The following is a 15,080-nucleotide window of genomic DNA, read 5'->3' as shown; positions in this document are numbered from 1 at the left end:
GAAAACTTATCTTCTTGACGATAGTCCATATATGTACTAATATTATTAGTACGTGTAGAGACTAAATAAGTGGGTGAAACAATGAAAATAAGTGAATCAGAAAAATTAAATATGGCCATAGTCCATAGTAATAGAGCTTATCAACAGTGGGATCAAGACCATGAACTATCAGATTATTTATCGGTAATTTTGTATGAATTATTATTACGTAAAAAGTTAACGCAAAAACAGTTGGTTGGATTAACTGATCTGCCCAAACAATCCATTAATAAGGGAATAAAGATATTGCATGATTCAGGTTATCTTGCTATGAGCGTTGATCCTCATGATAAGCGAGTGCGCTTTTGTGAGTTAACTGCTGCTGGAAATAAATATGCTAAGCAAAAGATGCAATCATTATTTAGATTGGAAGAGCAGACCGCTCAAAAACTTGGCTCTGAAAAGATGCAGCTTTTAACGGATTTATTAACAGAATGGAGCAATACTTTCTGGGATTTTTTAAATGAAGAAAGGAGCAAGGAATGCAAGCATTCAAAATCTTAGTACCACATTTTAAACATTATAAGAAAGATATTTTTGCAGCTTTAATTGCAATTATTATTTCAGCTTTTGCAACAGTATATCAACCAAAATTATTAGAAAATATTCAGCGAGCAATTATATTGGATCAAAAAGACATCGTTGCTCGTGATGGCGTTATTTTAGTTGTATTGGGAATCGTTGCCATTATTTCGGGTATTTTTAATGTGTATTATGCAGCTAGAATTGCCCAAGGCGTAACTAGTGACTTGCGTGAAGAAACTTATGCCAAGATTCAAAGTTTCTCTTTCGGCAATATTGAAAAATTCTCTGCAGGTTCACTGACTACGCGGTTGATCAACGACATGAATCAGATCATGAACATGTTGATGCAACTTTTTATGCAATTGCTCAGAATGCCTATCTTAATTGTAGGATCTTTTATTTTTTGTATCGTGATTATTCCACGATTTTGGTGGGCAACTGTAGTAATGGTGATCTTGATCATCGGCTTCGGTATCTATGTTTTAAAACAAATGAACAGCTTGTTTGATAAATTTCAAAAGACGATGGATAAAATTTCTGGTCGTGCACAAGAAACTTTACAAGGCGTTCGTGTAGTGAAATCTTTCAACCATGGTCCACAAGAAATTAAGAAATTTAATCAGACTTCAGATCGTTTGAATAACTATAACATCGTGATTGGTTATTGGTTTTCAACGATTATGCCGGCCTTTCAGCTTATTGCATATTTAGTGATTACGCTGGTAGTTTATCTGATTGGGCAAGGCATTGCGGCTCATCCTACTGATGTAGCAGTTGTTAGTCCATTTGTTAACTATATATTAACCTTGCTATGGACTATTATGATCGCCGGAATGACCATGATGCAATTCGCCAGAAGTAACATTTCCTTAGGTCGTATTAAAGAAATACTTGATACAGAGCCGGATGTTAAATTTAATGAAAATGCTCCAACTGATGTTTTGGGTGGCTCTGTTGAATTTGATCACGTGTCATTTACTTATCCTGATGGCGATGATGAAACCTTAAAAGATATTTCATTTAAAATCAAACCAGGTCAAATGGTTGGTATCGTAGGTGCCACAGGCTCAGGTAAATCAACCTTGGCTCAACTGATTGCTCGTCTTTATGATCCAACCAAAGGTGAAATCAAGATTGGTGGTCATAATTTAAAGGATGTTAATGAAACAGCCTTGCGTAAAACCGTGGCGTTCGTATTGCAACGTGCTATTCTGTTTTCAGGCACCATTGCTTCTAATTTGCGTCAGGGTAACTCTAGGGCAAAGCTGCATGAATTGCAGAGAGCAGCTAATATGGCACAAGCATCTGAATTTATTGAACGTTATAACGATTCATTTGATCATGAAGTAGAAGAGCGGTCATCCAATTTCTCAGGTGGTCAAAAGCAGCGTCTATCTATTGCACGTGGCTTGGTTGCTAAAACACCGATTTTAATTTTAGATGACTCTACTTCTGCACTTGATGCGGAATCTGAAAAGAAAGTTCAACAGGCGTTAGAACATGAATTGCCAGATACAACGACGTTTATTATTGCGCAAAAGATCGTGTCAGTTGTACATGCAGATATAATTTTAGTTTTAGACGATGGAAAACTGGTTGCACAAGGTACTCATGAAGAATTATTAAAAACTTCGCCAGTTTACCAAGAAATTTTCAAGACACAAAAAGGCAAGAGAGGAGGCAAATAATGAGTGATACAAGAAAAGCTATTCGCTATTTTATTAAGTATTTAAAGCCATATAAAAAGGGCATTGCTATTGTGATTATCTTATCTTTGCTATCAAGTGGTGCCCAGGTTATTGCTCCTACTTTTTTAGGTTGTGCTGTAACTGATTTGACGAAATATTTATCTGACTTAAAGAAAGGTACGGCTAGCTTAAACACCTTTTATAGTGCGTTATGGTCAATGCTGCTGTTTTACGTATTAAGTCAGGTGGCAATTTTTATTGCTTGGATGGTGATGTCCAAGTTTAATGCAGATTCAACTAACGATATGCGTGAAAATTTATTTGCTAAGTTTCAACGCATGTTAGTGCGCTACTTTGACACGCACCAAGATGGTAAGTTGCTTTCCTTATTTACTTCCGACTTGGATAATATTTTTAACGCAATGAACAACGCGATCTTTGAGATTATTTCTCAGGGAATAATGTTCATCGGTACGATTGTGATCATGTTTATGGTTAACCAGCAATTGGCATGGACGACAATTGCTACTACACCATTAATCTTGATTGTCAGTGTCTTAATTATGAAAAAAGCTCGCATTTATCTTGATAAGCAACAAGATGAGATCGGAGATTTGAACGGATATATTACTGAGCAGATCAATGGTGAAAAGATCATTATTACTAATGACTTAAGAAAAGAATCTGTGGAAAATTTCAAGACCTACAACAACCGAGTTCGAAATGCTATGTTTAAAGGACAATTCTATTCAGGTATTCTTTTCCCATTAATGAACGGACTAAACTTGCTTAACTTAGCCATTGTAATTGCCATGGGTGCCTGGATGATTATTTCAGGTCAAGTTAGTCAAGCAATTGGTTTGGGCTTAATTGTAACTTTCGTTGAATATTCTCAAACTTATTTCCAACCATTAACTCAAATCACTTCTATTTACTCAATGATTCAATTGGCACTAACAGGTGCTAGAAGATTAGCAACGGTTGAAGAGCAAAAAGACGAAGATGCAGTGCCAAATGGCAAAAAAATCCATGGCTTACAAAAGGCTGTAAAGCTTGAGAACGTTCATTTTGGTTATGACGAAAACAAAGAAATTTTGCATGGAATTAATATTTCAGTAAATAAAGGTCAGTCCGTAGCTGTAGTTGGTCCAACTGGATCAGGTAAGACCACGATTATGAATCTGATTAATCGTTTTTATGATGTAAATTCCGGTAAGATTACATTTGATGGAACCGATGTGCGTGATATTCAGCTTGAATCATTGCGTAATAACGTTGGTATCGTGTTGCAGGATTCTGTTTTATTTACTGGCACGATTGCAGACAATATTCGCTACGGCAAGCCAAATGCTTCGATGGATGAAGTAATTAGTGCGGCAAAACAAGCTGATATTCATGAATTTATTGAAAGTTTGCCAGATGGTTATGAAACCCAGGTGAATGATGCCAGTTCTGTTTTCTCGACGGGACAAAAACAATTGATTTCAATAGCCAGAACTATTTTAACTAATCCAGATTTCTTGATTTTGGATGAGGCTACCTCAAATGTGGATACGGTAACTGAGGAAAAGATTCAAAAGGCGATGGATGCAGTAATTGCTGGTCGTACTAGTTTCGTAATTGCTCACCGATTAAAGACTATCTTGAATTCTGATAAGATTGTTGTTCTAAAGGACGGCAATGTAATTGAGTCTGGCAGCCATGAAGAATTATTAAAAGAAAAAGGTTTTTATTACAAACTTTATACTGATCAAATGGCATTCGATTAATGTGGTATGCTGTGATTAGTTAAATAAAAAAAGTCACTAGGGGTGCTGAAAGGCTGAGACATACCCTTTGAACCTGAACAAGATAATACTTGCGTTAAGGAAAGTGCGATGAGATAGATTATTTTTGTGCTCCTACTGACTGTGATAGTTAGTTAGGAGTATTTTTTATGTTTACACGTTCATCAAAAAGGAATGTTAAATCAATTATTTTAGTTGCCCTGATCGGGATTATCATGGGAGTTCTCTACACCTATGGCTTTAATAATGTGTATAACTTAGTCAAACTTAGTTTTTTACCGACAGGATATGCACCAGTTGTGGATAATATTTTCACAGGTCTTTGGTACATGGCCGCACCTCTTGCAATGTATTTTGTTCCTACGCCAGGCTCAGGTACGATTGGTGAATTGTTAGCTGCAACAGTTGAGATGGCAATCGGTGGACAATGGGGTGCATTGACGATTTTTGAAGGTTTGGTTCAGGGGGCCGCAAATGAAGTTGGCTTTTTCCCTAAAAACGAACGTTATGAAAGATTTTCTTGGAAGAGTGTTTTAACTGGGGCTTTCTTTGCTAATTTAGGTGGTTTTATTCCTTCATACTTCTTATTTGGATGGAGTCATTATAGCGTAACTTTGCAAGTTGCAATGTTCATTACAAGTATGATTTCAGCTCTTCTTTTTGATGGGGTATTAGTAAAATTAATCACTAATTTGTTCGATAAAGCCTTAAAACCAATAACAAAATAAGTCTTATCTAAAACGTATATACTGAATTAATATAGTTTGAGTGCTAAAATGAATATGGATATGTGTATACGCTTTCATGAAAAGAAGGGATTTTTTTGACTCGACGAACAAGCGAAGAAAAGAAAGAAGAAGCGGAAGCGATAAAGAATTGGAATCCGCGCTATCGTAAAAATGTCATCATCTACTTATAGATTTATGGTATTTTAGGTGCAGTTACTGGTATCACCAATGACGCAGCACTTTCTTACTATAAAATTGTGGCACCACATTTAATTTCGGGATTTAATATTTTTAATGCCGCAACGGCGATCTTGATGTCTTTAATGATTGCGACAGTTCACAAATATGGTTATAGAAATATCTTGTTGGTTTTGCCACCACTGACAGCTGTTTTCATGGTTTTACCAACCTTAACCACTAACCAGCCAATAATTATGATATCTTTCGTCGTATCTTCTTCGGCAATCGGAGTTTATGACTTAATGTATCCACTGATGTGGACTTCCTATGTGCCTAGCAAGATAAGAACGAAGATGTTCACTGTAGTCATGGTGGTTAACTTAATCGCTGAAAGTATCATGATGTTTATTGGCGGCAAAGCCGTTGTATTTATTTTTAGCAAATTGCAAGGGATTAGTTATCAAATAGCTTCAAATCTGTCAGCTGATTCAAATGCAATGAAGGGAGCAATGCTTTCAAATTATATTAATGCGTATAAATGGGTAATTATCATCACAGCTATAATTATTTTTATTGCCTTTGTTCTTGTTTTATTTATTAAAGATAAGCCAATTGATTATCGTTCGGTTGAAAGTAAGGGCGATAAAAAGACAATGCAAGAAAAGATGGCAACCTACAAGCGTCTTGTTAACTATAAAACGGTTGTCTGGGTACTATATCTATGTGCCGTTCAATTAGGTGCCGGTTTATTTATCCAATATGTACCAATTTATTTGAACAATATTTTGCATATTCCGCGGGGAATAACTTCAACTATCAATACTTTGCAAACCGTTGCCATCTTCGTAGGTTACTTCTTTGCACCTTATTTGGCTAAGAAGTTAGGCTCAATCATGACAATTGCGATCAGTACAATCATTTGTGCACCGTTAATGTTAGTGATGGCCAATGCAAAAATGCTTGGAACTGGTGCTGCTTTGTTTGCAGTAGTAGGAACAATCTTATTCTTCCGTTCAGGTCTTGCTAATGCATCGATGCCTGTACAACAAGAAGTACAAATGATTTTAGTAGATAAAGATATGCGTCCTGCCTTCAGTGCAGTAATTGAAATAGCATTGTCAGTTGTAGGCGTCATCGATGGATTATTTACTGAATTCTATCTTTTGAAGACGCAACAAGGTTATGCGAATGCTTATATTATTGCAGCTGCCTTGTATATTGTGTCAGGCATCGTATTGATTCTTGTATTTGCCAAAAAGTACAATCGGATTTTGCGTGATAGTCATGCATCTGAAGAATCTAAATGAAAAATAAAAAATGGGGCTGAACCCCATTTTTTATTGGTTTAAAACTGATTGCAACTTAGTAGTAAGCATGTCGATTGCCACATCATTTTCTCCACCTTCTGGCACAATAATGTCAGCGTAACGCTTAGTTGGCTCAATAAATTGATTGTACATTGGTTTTACTGTACCAAGGTATTGGTTAATAACTGAATCAAGAGAACGACCACGTTCTTTCATATCACGTTCAAGTCGACGAATGAAGCGAATGTCATCGTCAGTATCAACGTAGACTTTAATATCCATCAAGTTGCGAATATCTTCGTTGAAGAGAACTAAAATTCCTTCCAAAATAATGATGTCAGCTGGTTCAACATGAATTGTTTCATCACTGCGCGTGTGTTGAGTGAAGTCGTAGGTTGGCATTTCAATTGGCTTGCGATGAAGTAATTGATTAAGTTGTGCTTCAAGAAGAGGCATATCAAATGCATCGGGATGATCGTAGTTGATCTTCATTCGCTTCTCCATTGGTACGCCAGTATTATCCTTATAATAAGAATCCTGAGTCATAATCATAATACGATCATGTTCGTTAATGTTGTTAGCAATCTCGCGGGCGATAGTTGTTTTCCCACTTCCTGATCCTCCAGCAATTCCGATAATAACAGGTTTTTCAAGTTTTCCCATCATAAACTCCTTTATTTTTCTATATATCAATAAACATTTTAAGCTATTTTCCGAATATTAACAGATCTAATTTGCTTTAATAAAAATCGCCCGAAAATCCCGTATTTTAATGCGGGGATGGATAGGGCTTAGTTGACCGGCAGGTCAGCTTTTTTATGGAGACATATGTTCGGCTCTTTGGTAAAATATAATTATTAAAACGAGGAGGTGAAAAGCATGGAGCGCATGAGCAGTTTAGCCTATCATTTTGGCATTAAATTGCGCTTTTATCCTAGTTCCAAGCAAAAGAAAATAATCAAGCTGAACTATGATGCCCAGCGTTTTGTCTATAACTCTTATGTAGGACGTAATCGGACTAATTATCATGCTCGTCGTTTTCTAGCTGTTAAACAAATTAATGCAATGCCATTTGCTTTTCCTATTCTTAATGATTATGAAGCCAAGCTGGCAGAAACAGTAGTCGCTAATGACGAGTTATTAGCTAAGCCCAAGAATATTCGCGATGCTTATAGCTTCTTACGCGTTAAAGAAATTGATAGTCTAGCGCTGGCCAATGCTATTCAGAACTATCGCAAGGCCTGGAACAACTATCGTAAAATCGGGCACGGAATTCCAACCTTTCACAAGAAACGCAGCGATTGGTCATATCAAACCAACTGTCAATACATTAAGCAGGAAGAAGCTTATTTGGACAACGGAACAGCTAAGTTTATTGATGCTAAGCACGTTAAATTGCCTAAGCTGGGCGTTATTCGCATTGCTGGCTTGAGAAAACTAATTAAGGATCGTTTGCTTAAGCATGTTCCAACTAGAATCGGAACAGTTACGATTAAAAAGACTGCTGATGACCAGTTCTATTTGTCAATGCAATTAGGCAGCGATATAGCCTTTGCTCAAAAATTGCCTAAAACGCAGAGTCAAATTGGGATTGATCTTAATTTAGACAATTTCTTGACTGATTCCAATGGGGCAATGGTTGCCAACCCCTGCTTTTACCGTCAAGCTAAAAAGAAGCTTGCTCACGCCCAACGCGTCCTCTCTCGTAGGCAAAGACGTGCTAAGCAAGAAGGGCACAATTTGCGGACAGCTAAGAATTATCAAAAACAGCGACTAGCAGTTGCTAAACTGCACGCCAAGATTCGCAGACAGCGTGAAGACTTCTTGCAAGTCCTTTCAACTGCATTAATCAAAAACCACGATTTGGTAGTTGCCGAGGAGCTAAGAAGCAAGAACCTGCTTAAGAATCATGCCTTATCTCAAGCAATCTCTGATGTGGGCTGGCGCCGTTTTCTTAACATGCTGGCATATAAAGCCAAGCTATATGATAAAGAGTTCATCACTATTGACCCTAAATACACTACGCAAAGATGCCATCAATGTGGTACAATCATGGGACAAAATGGCTGCCGTAAGCTAAAGTTAAAAGATCGTGAATGGACTTGCCCAATGTGTCAGACCTATCATATTCGCGATTGGAATGCGGCGGTAAATATTCTTGAAAAGGGCTTAGGCAGTTGGCAGAATCCTAAAAAACAAGCTGCTTAAAAAGTGGAAGTCCGTTAGCAACTCGCGGACTAAAAAGGCTTTGGTAATTAGGCGACCTCTATCAATAATAGCCATAAGATTATTAGTGACAAGTCCAGCCTGTATCTAAGCAAGTTGGTGTTCTGGTTTAGCGTAAGCTAACGAGCCACCAAGCTTCAGAATTTATTCTGGGGTAGTTGACAATCAAACTTCTTTGCAAAAGTAAGAAAATTGCCTTGCTTTTTAATGAAAAATACTGTTAAATATATATCAATAAATTAAAAGGCTATGAAAAAGACGAGTAAATAATCTATTCTTTACAGTGAGCTGATGGCAGTGAAAAATCAGTAGACCCTGGATTATTGAAAAACACTTTTAGCAGCTCACCGAAATAATAATTCTTAAAGTAGGGTGAGACGTTTCCGGTACGTTACCTCGCCGGTGGAGCATGATTGTGCTTCATGAGATGGTCTATTTAATAGACAATTTGGGTGGTATCGCGGAAAGAAGCCTTTCGTCCCTGCAATAGGAAGACGAAGGGCTTTTTCTGTATCTTCTAAAAGAAATTCATAATCTATACAAAATTCGTAAAAATATCTAAGTTGGCTTAATTTGTTAAATGAAATTAGACTCTTTTTTTGAAAAGCCGAATAAATATTATTAATTAGATTATGAACGTATCATTTTAGCTGGTGCAGGTATTTAGTTTTAACCATAAAAAAGGTAAAATAGTATTATTACATAACATAAAACGAAAGAAAGGGTAGAAACCATGGCAGCAATTATTGAATTTAAACATGTTGATAAATATTACGGAAAGCTTCATGCATTGAAAGATATAAACTTAAAAATTGATGAAGGCCAAGTGGTTTCAATTATTGGTCCATCAGGTTCTGGTAAGAGTACTTTAATTAGAACAATGAATGGACTTGAACCAATTAACAGCGGTCAATTGATTGTAACAGGTTATGACCTAGCTGATAAAAAGACTGATATCAACAAGATTCGCAAGAACGTAGGAATGGTATTCCAGCAATTCAATTTGTACAATAATCACACTGTACTTGAAAATGTAATGTTGGCACCTAAGATTGTACTTAAAAGACCTGACGATGAAAATCGTAAAGTAGCGATGGAATATTTGGAAAAAGTTGGGATGGCTGACAAGATTAATTCATACCCACGTCAATTATCAGGTGGTCAAATCCAGCGTGTAGCTATTGCTCGATCACTTGCAATGCATCCTAAGGTGATTTTATTTGACGAACCAACTAGTGCCTTGGACCCAGAAATGATCGAAGATGTGCTTGACGTTATGAAGTATGTTGCAGAGCAAGGTATTACAATGGTTGTGGTTACTCACGAAATGGGCTTTGCTAAAAAGGTAAGCAATCGTTTGATCTTCTTTGATAAGGGTCAAATTTTGGAAGATCGCAATCCAGAAGAATTCTTTGCACATCCTGATACTGAACGTGCTCGTCAATTCTTGAGCAAGGTTATTTCTAAAGACTAAGGTAACTATTATGAAAAAAGCAAAAAGATTCCTTTTAATTCCGCTATTGTTTTTTCTGTGTTTTGCATTAATAGCTTGCGGGAAAAGAAATAATCAAAATGTTTATCAAAAAGTAAAAGAGAGTAAGCACATAATTTGGGGCGTTAGAGCCGATACCAGATTATTTGGCTTAACTAATGTTAAAACTGGTAAAATCGAAGGTTTTGAAATTGATTTAGCTCATGCTTTAACTAAGCAAATGCTAGGTAAAGATGCTACGGCTAGTTTTGTGACGACAACAGCCAATACTAGAATTCCTTTGCTTAAGAATGGAAATATTGATGCGGTCTTAGCTACGATGACCATTACGCCAGAGCGTGCGAAACAAGTTGATTTTTCTAAGCCATACTTCCCAGCTGGTTCATCTTTGCTTGTTCCAGATAACAGCAAGATTAAGAACGTTAAGGATTTGAATGGTGAAACAGTTTTGGCTGTAAAGGGAACGACTGCCGTTGACGATGTGCACAAGTTTGCACCTAAGGCACGAGTTCTTCAATATGATGATTATGGTCAAGCAATGTCAGCTTTAAAGGCAAATCAAGGTGTAGCTTTGACTACGGATAATGGTTTGCTTGCCGGTATTGCACAAGAAAATCCAGGTTATAAATTAGTAGGTGGCGTTTATAATAATGCACCTTATGGTATAGCTGTGAATAAGGGACAAAAAGATATGGTTGATCATATTAATAAAGCCCTAGATCAGCTTGAAAAGAATGGTACGTATGACCGTTTAATTAAGAAATGGTTTGCAGGAATTCCTGGTTTTAGTCTTAAGGGGGTACTGAAATAATGTGGCAAATTATTACTAATAACTGGGGAAGTTTTTTAACAGGTTTTTGGAATACTATTTTATGTAGTATTATTGCCTTAATATTCAGTTTGATTCTTGGTGTGTTCTTCGCTTTGCTTGAAGTTGCACCAACTAAGTTTGGCAAGATAGTTGCTAAGGTTTATATTGCGATTTTTAGAAATATTCCATTGCTAGTTATCGTAATGATCTTCTATCTGATTGTGCCACGCTATATTGTTAAGTTGTCAGGCTTTCAAGCAGGTACGATTGGCTTGACGCTTTACACTTCCGCATTTATCGCTGAAACAGTGCGTGCAGGTATCAATTCAATTGGTACAGGACAAATGGAAGGTGCCCGTTCTAACGGGATGACTTATACGCAAGCAATGCGCTATGTCATTTTGCCACAAGCAATGAAGATTGTGATTCCACCACTTGGCAACCAGTTCGTAAACTTAGTTAAAAACTCTTCAGTTTTGGCCTTTGTAGCTGGTTTTGACTTAATGTATCAGGCACAATTGATTGCCTTTTCAACATTTAGAACAATCGATACTTATGTGGTTGTAGGTCTGTTTTACTTGATTTTGACATTGCCACTTAGCTACTACATGCGTCACTTAGAGAAAAAGTTAGCACAATAGGAAGGGGATAGAAAATGGAAACTTTTATTCGTGCATATTCATGGGTTGATATCCGCTTCTTGTTGCAGGGACTTTGGGTAACGATCTATGTTTCATTGATTTCAATTGCACTTAGTTTTGTAGTTGGTCTGATTTTGGGGCTGATTCGTTATATGAAGATCAAATATGTTTCAGCAATCGTGGGCTTCATTATCGATATTATTCGTAACTTGCCACTTTTGCTGATCATCTTCTTTACTTACTTCGGATTGCCTCAACTAGGCATTGTAACTAATCCAACCACGGCTTCAATTGCGGCATTGGTAATCTTTGAAGGGACAATGCTTGCGGAAATCGTTCGTTCAGGTATCGGCTCAGTTGATCCAGGACAAATGGAAGGCGCCCGTTCTAATGGGATGAGTTATGGTCAAGCAATGTATCATGTGGTAATGCCACAAGCTTTGCACAACATGATTCCAGCTCTTCTTTCCCAGTTCGTATCATTGGTTAAGGATACGTCACTTGCAACAATTATTGTTTTGCCAGAACTTTTATACCATGCACAAATTATCTACAGTCAAAATACGACTTACTTGATTCCAATGTATGTCATTATTGCGATCATGTACTTTGTTGTATGTTTCTGCTTATCAACAATTGCCAATTACTTGCAAAAGAAATACAACTAAAACTTTATTCATATATTAAAAAACTAACTATGCTACTATGAGAGTAAAAGTTAGTTTTTTGTTTGGGTAAAAATTATGAATGTGAATGAACAATTAACAGATCTGGAGCGAATTGAATTAACTAAAAAATCGTATGATGAATTACAATTGGGCGAAAGCATTGATATTGGCTCTCATCATATTGGAACTGTATGTCGCAATGTTCATGCAGAAGATGGCATGCGTGCGTTTGTCATTAGCAACCCGCAGGAAGTGACAATTTTATTTAAGGGCTCGTATGGCATAAAAAGAGGAAATCCGCAGACTTGGAGAGATGAATGGTTTAAAACTAATCTGCCAATTTTGCGGGCGATGCTATCGCATGAAAGCCGAGTTCCTAGCCAGTTAAAATCTGCCAGTAAATTATTAAATGAAACGATTGATCAGTTTAAGGGTACACAGATTTATATATATGGGCATTCTTTGGGTGCGATTAATGCGCAATTTGCTTTGGCTAATTGTCATCATCCAGAGGCAATTGGAGCTGCTTACTTGTATGAAGGAACTAATATTTGGCTGTTGTTTACGCAAAAAGAACGTAGACGAGTTGCCTTGATGCGAGAGAAAATTTTTAATTATGTCGATATATATGATCCAGTTACGTTGGGGATTACTGAAACGCACCACATGGTTGGTAAATTGTGTTATGTGGACAGTGAGCCGATGAAACCAATTAAGCAGCATATGTGGGGCGGATATTCGTTTAATCCTGACGGCAGCGTGAAGCTGCGGAAAATTGATCAGGCATTCTTGGCGGAAGCTAGAAGTGAGCATAAGTTGCTTACTCGGTCTGGGGATATGACTGAGTTCATTGAAAAGATTAGTTCGAATGATGAGATTAAGAAGATGGCGGCTGAGAAGATTGATCGGATGGTAGAGCATTATCCAGATCATAGTAGTTTGGCTAAGATGGCTACGTTGTTTAAGTCGGAACTTCTTAAGGATAGGGATTGATCAATAAGAAAAGGCACCTTTCTAATCGTGAAAGGTGCCTTTTTTGTAACGTTTATTTGCTGTTCCCATAATTGGGAAGCTTCTACACTATATTTCTCTTAGTGCTAAGGTATAGTTATCTTATTTGAGGAAGTGGTGCTAATAGAGGCTGAATATCTGATTCGCTGCAAATATAGATGATCTAGTCCAAGATTTTTAATAGAGAGCAGTTGAGATTGAATTTCTGATTTATCTTTGGTAGATGTATATTGGATTAAAGATGTCATAAAATTAATCCTTATTTGTTCCAATATGAAGTTTTCATTGAATTTCATAGTGTAAAAACCATCTACTAGTTCTTTTGCTTTATCGAGTTGTTTCATTTTTAGTAAAGCAAAAATTGCATTTAAAATTGCTTCTAGTAATAAAGAATGCCAATTTTGTCTGTTAATGTGATTTTCAATAGAAAAATTAATTAATGATTTGCTTAATCTAAATAATAATTGAGGCTTTATTAATAATTGTGTGCAGGAGAAGTAAAGAATGTTTTCGTAGGTCCAGGTTTCTAAGTTGAAAAATATTCGTTTAATTTTATTTGAAGGTAACTAGGAAAAATATTTTCAGTGGTTAAATCTTCATAGAAATTACATGCGACCGAAGCTTGAAGAATGTATACTTTTTCTTTAGGAGAATCTTTATAGAGTTCAAGATATCTTTGGGCAAGTTTTTTTAGGCTGAGATATCGCTGTAGTAATAGGCGATCATTGATTGTTTATATAGGTTTGCTAGTTGTGATGGAGTATTTGAACCTAAAAATTCATCAGGTTGAATGTGAATTCTATAAAGAAGGTCAATCACCTTGCTAAAAGATAAGTTATCATTACCTTTTTCCCATCGGTCGAGGCTAGGAATGAACTACATTAAAAGAATAAATGATGATTTAATTAGTGTAAGCTTTGAAGAAATAATTCAAGGCAAATATCTATATAGAAGGGAAGATCATATGAATTTAAAAAAGTATTAATTGGCTCAGTAGCATTAGTGTCTGCTGGATTAACTTTTAGTTTTTCTGAAATAAATGCTCATCAGGCTCAAGCAGCAACATCTGAAGGTACAATTACTATGCGCTTCGATGGTGCATTAGTATATGACAAAAATGGGAAGCCTTTAAGCAGTTATCCTGGAGCCGGAACTTATCTTGAAAAGGCTCACCTTGAGGAAGGCGCAACTGTCAATTATTACGGAAAGCCTAAATATATGAATTGGTATCATAGAAATACTAATAAAAAGGCAGTTTTCTATAATATTGGCAAAGGTGGATATGTATTAGGCTACAACGTTGCTTCCCTTGATGACAAAGGTACGCTTAGCGTGTACCGCAACTCATATGTTTATGATAAAAATGGTAAGAGATTAAAGAAATATCAAGGAAGCAAATCCAATACTTTAATTAGAAAAGGAACAGCTGTTAATTACGTTGGTAAGTTAAACGAAATGCCTAATACGGATAAAAATTTACCAAAGTTTTATTACTTTAATACAGGAATTCAGCGTACGGCTGACAAGATGCTTTGGCCAAGCTATCGTACTGTTAAAGGTAAGCAATACTACAATATTGGCAATGGAGGCTACATTAAAGCAAGCAACATTAAATTTATAAATGGTAAACTGCTTTACGCTTCAGAAGCTACTATTACAATGGGGAAAAGCTTGCATAAAAATGGCAAGTACCTTGTTCATAATAGTGAAGGCAAACTAACTAATAAGAGAATATCTCTTAAAGAAGGTCAAAAATAACTGTTGATCGAATGTTAATGAATGGTAGATCATGCTGGAGAATGAAAGGTACTAATGACTATCTTGGGAGATCAGAAATAAAGAAATTCCCACTACAATCTCTGCGTTATTAAAAATCAAAGGCTATTAATGCAATAAACATTTAAAACTTCTCACTTTATAGGCCAAAAACTCTGACCACATAAAAAGACCATCGCTAAAATAGAGCGGTGGCTTTTT

General features: G+C 36.4%; 14 protein-coding genes, 1 riboswitch and 1 other annotated feature. Of the genes, 12 read left to right on the top strand and 2 right to left on the bottom strand.

All coding sequences use genetic code 11. The features are described 5' to 3' along the window. The first annotated feature begins 81 nt into the window (after window positions 1-81). From AADV52_RS05770 to AADV52_RS05750, 5 genes are all read left to right on the top strand, one after another. Window positions 82-543, top strand: coding sequence for a MarR family winged helix-turn-helix transcriptional regulator (locus AADV52_RS05770; RefSeq protein ID WP_014919225.1), 462 nt, complete (start codon window positions 82-84; stop codon window positions 541-543). After that, on the top strand, window positions 522-2,252 hold the full coding sequence (locus tag AADV52_RS05765) for an ABC transporter ATP-binding protein (protein ID WP_014919224.1): 1,731 nt from the start codon (window positions 522-524) through the stop codon (window positions 2,250-2,252). Before AADV52_RS05770 ends, AADV52_RS05765 begins: the two co-directional genes overlap by 22 nt. Continuing rightward, window positions 2,252-4,021: an ABC transporter ATP-binding protein gene (locus tag AADV52_RS05760; protein ID WP_014919223.1), complete on the top strand. Its 1,770-nt coding sequence runs from the start codon at window positions 2,252-2,254 to the stop codon at window positions 4,019-4,021. The genes AADV52_RS05765 and AADV52_RS05760 overlap by 1 nt, the downstream gene beginning before the upstream one ends. 28 nt (window positions 4,022-4,049) lie before the next feature. Continuing rightward, window positions 4,050-4,140: riboswitch (TPP riboswitch) on the top strand. Between the two features lie 48 nt (window positions 4,141-4,188). Continuing rightward, window positions 4,189-4,767, top strand: a complete 579-nt coding sequence (locus AADV52_RS05755) for an ECF transporter S component (RefSeq protein ID WP_014919222.1) — start codon at window positions 4,189-4,191, stop codon at window positions 4,765-4,767. A 257-nt stretch (window positions 4,768-5,024) separates the two neighbouring features. Then, a complete protein-coding gene (locus tag AADV52_RS05750) occupies window positions 5,025-6,254 on the top strand; it encodes an MFS transporter (protein ID WP_227028429.1) in 1,230 nt (409 codons plus the stop codon). Between the two features lie 30 nt (window positions 6,255-6,284). Here AADV52_RS05750 and udk read toward each other — a convergent pair whose 3' ends face one another. Continuing rightward, on the bottom strand, window positions 6,285-6,920 hold the full coding sequence (udk, locus tag AADV52_RS05745; protein ID WP_407937383.1) for a uridine kinase: 636 nt from the start codon (window positions 6,918-6,920) through the stop codon (window positions 6,285-6,287). A 213-nt stretch (window positions 6,921-7,133) separates the two neighbouring features. On the opposite strand from udk, the gene AADV52_RS05740 reads away from it, so the two are divergent. From AADV52_RS05740 to AADV52_RS05715, 6 genes are all read left to right on the top strand, one after another. After that, a complete protein-coding gene (locus AADV52_RS05740; protein WP_014919219.1) occupies window positions 7,134-8,462 on the top strand; it encodes an RNA-guided endonuclease InsQ/TnpB family protein in 1,329 nt (442 codons plus the stop codon). 258 nt (window positions 8,463-8,720) lie between these two features. Beyond that, window positions 8,721-8,966: a binding site (T-box leader), on the top strand. 247 nt (window positions 8,967-9,213) lie between these two features. Continuing rightward, complete coding sequence (locus AADV52_RS05735) at window positions 9,214-9,954, top strand: amino acid ABC transporter ATP-binding protein (RefSeq protein ID WP_014919218.1); 741 nt, start codon at window positions 9,214-9,216, stop codon at window positions 9,952-9,954. A 10-nt stretch (window positions 9,955-9,964) separates the two neighbouring features. Continuing rightward, on the top strand, window positions 9,965-10,783 hold the full coding sequence (locus AADV52_RS05730; RefSeq protein ID WP_014564026.1) for a transporter substrate-binding domain-containing protein: 819 nt from the start codon (window positions 9,965-9,967) through the stop codon (window positions 10,781-10,783). Next, a complete protein-coding gene (locus AADV52_RS05725; protein ID WP_014919217.1) occupies window positions 10,783-11,424 on the top strand; it encodes an amino acid ABC transporter permease in 642 nt (213 codons plus the stop codon). Before AADV52_RS05730 ends, AADV52_RS05725 begins: the two co-directional genes overlap by 1 nt. Before the next feature lie 14 nt (window positions 11,425-11,438). Further along, complete coding sequence (locus AADV52_RS05720; RefSeq protein ID WP_014919216.1) at window positions 11,439-12,092, top strand: amino acid ABC transporter permease; 654 nt, start codon at window positions 11,439-11,441, stop codon at window positions 12,090-12,092. A gap of 75 nt (window positions 12,093-12,167) precedes the next feature. Beyond that, on the top strand, window positions 12,168-13,085 hold the full coding sequence (locus AADV52_RS05715; RefSeq protein ID WP_014564023.1) for a DUF2974 domain-containing protein: 918 nt from the start codon (window positions 12,168-12,170) through the stop codon (window positions 13,083-13,085). A 104-nt stretch (window positions 13,086-13,189) separates the two neighbouring features. Here the strand turns inward: AADV52_RS05715 and AADV52_RS05710 are convergent, their stop codons facing one another. Then, a complete protein-coding gene (locus AADV52_RS05710) occupies window positions 13,190-13,645 on the bottom strand; it encodes a hypothetical protein (RefSeq protein ID WP_367776550.1) in 456 nt (151 codons plus the stop codon). Between the two features lie 460 nt (window positions 13,646-14,105). On the opposite strand from AADV52_RS05710, the gene AADV52_RS05705 reads away from it, so the two are divergent. Continuing rightward, on the top strand, window positions 14,106-14,861 hold the full coding sequence (locus AADV52_RS05705) for an SLAP domain-containing protein (protein WP_014919214.1): 756 nt from the start codon (window positions 14,106-14,108) through the stop codon (window positions 14,859-14,861). Window positions 14,862-15,080: the final 219 nt, after the last annotated feature.

The organism is Lactobacillus helveticus (assembly GCF_046109915.1).
Lineage (GTDB): Bacteria > Bacillota > Bacilli > Lactobacillales > Lactobacillaceae > Lactobacillus > Lactobacillus helveticus.
Note: the sequence above shows the minus strand (reverse complement) of the source record. Positions and strands in the feature narration are given on the sequence as shown.

Excerpts from the sequence above, each read along its gene's own strand:
- AADV52_RS05715 (WP_014564023.1), top strand. The coding sequence starts at position 12,168 with ATGAATGTGAATGAACAATTAACAGATCTGGAGCGAATTGAATTAACT.
- AADV52_RS05725 (WP_014919217.1), top strand. The coding sequence starts at position 10,783 with ATGTGGCAAATTATTACTAATAACTGGGGAAGTTTTTTAACAGGTTTT.
- udk (WP_407937383.1), bottom strand. The coding sequence starts at position 6,920 with ATGATGGGAAAACTTGAAAAACCTGTTATTATCGGAATTGCTGGAGGA.
- AADV52_RS05730 (WP_014564026.1), top strand. The coding sequence starts at position 9,965 with ATGAAAAAAGCAAAAAGATTCCTTTTAATTCCGCTATTGTTTTTTCTG.
- AADV52_RS05720 (WP_014919216.1), top strand. The coding sequence starts at position 11,439 with ATGGAAACTTTTATTCGTGCATATTCATGGGTTGATATCCGCTTCTTG.
- AADV52_RS05760 (WP_014919223.1), top strand. The coding sequence starts at position 2,252 with ATGAGTGATACAAGAAAAGCTATTCGCTATTTTATTAAGTATTTAAAG.
- AADV52_RS05755 (WP_014919222.1), top strand. The coding sequence starts at position 4,189 with ATGTTTACACGTTCATCAAAAAGGAATGTTAAATCAATTATTTTAGTT.
- AADV52_RS05770 (WP_014919225.1), top strand. The coding sequence starts at position 82 with ATGAAAATAAGTGAATCAGAAAAATTAAATATGGCCATAGTCCATAGT.
- AADV52_RS05765 (WP_014919224.1), top strand. The coding sequence starts at position 522 with ATGCAAGCATTCAAAATCTTAGTACCACATTTTAAACATTATAAGAAA.
- AADV52_RS05740 (WP_014919219.1), top strand. The coding sequence starts at position 7,134 with ATGGAGCGCATGAGCAGTTTAGCCTATCATTTTGGCATTAAATTGCGC.
- AADV52_RS05735 (WP_014919218.1), top strand. The coding sequence starts at position 9,214 with ATGGCAGCAATTATTGAATTTAAACATGTTGATAAATATTACGGAAAG.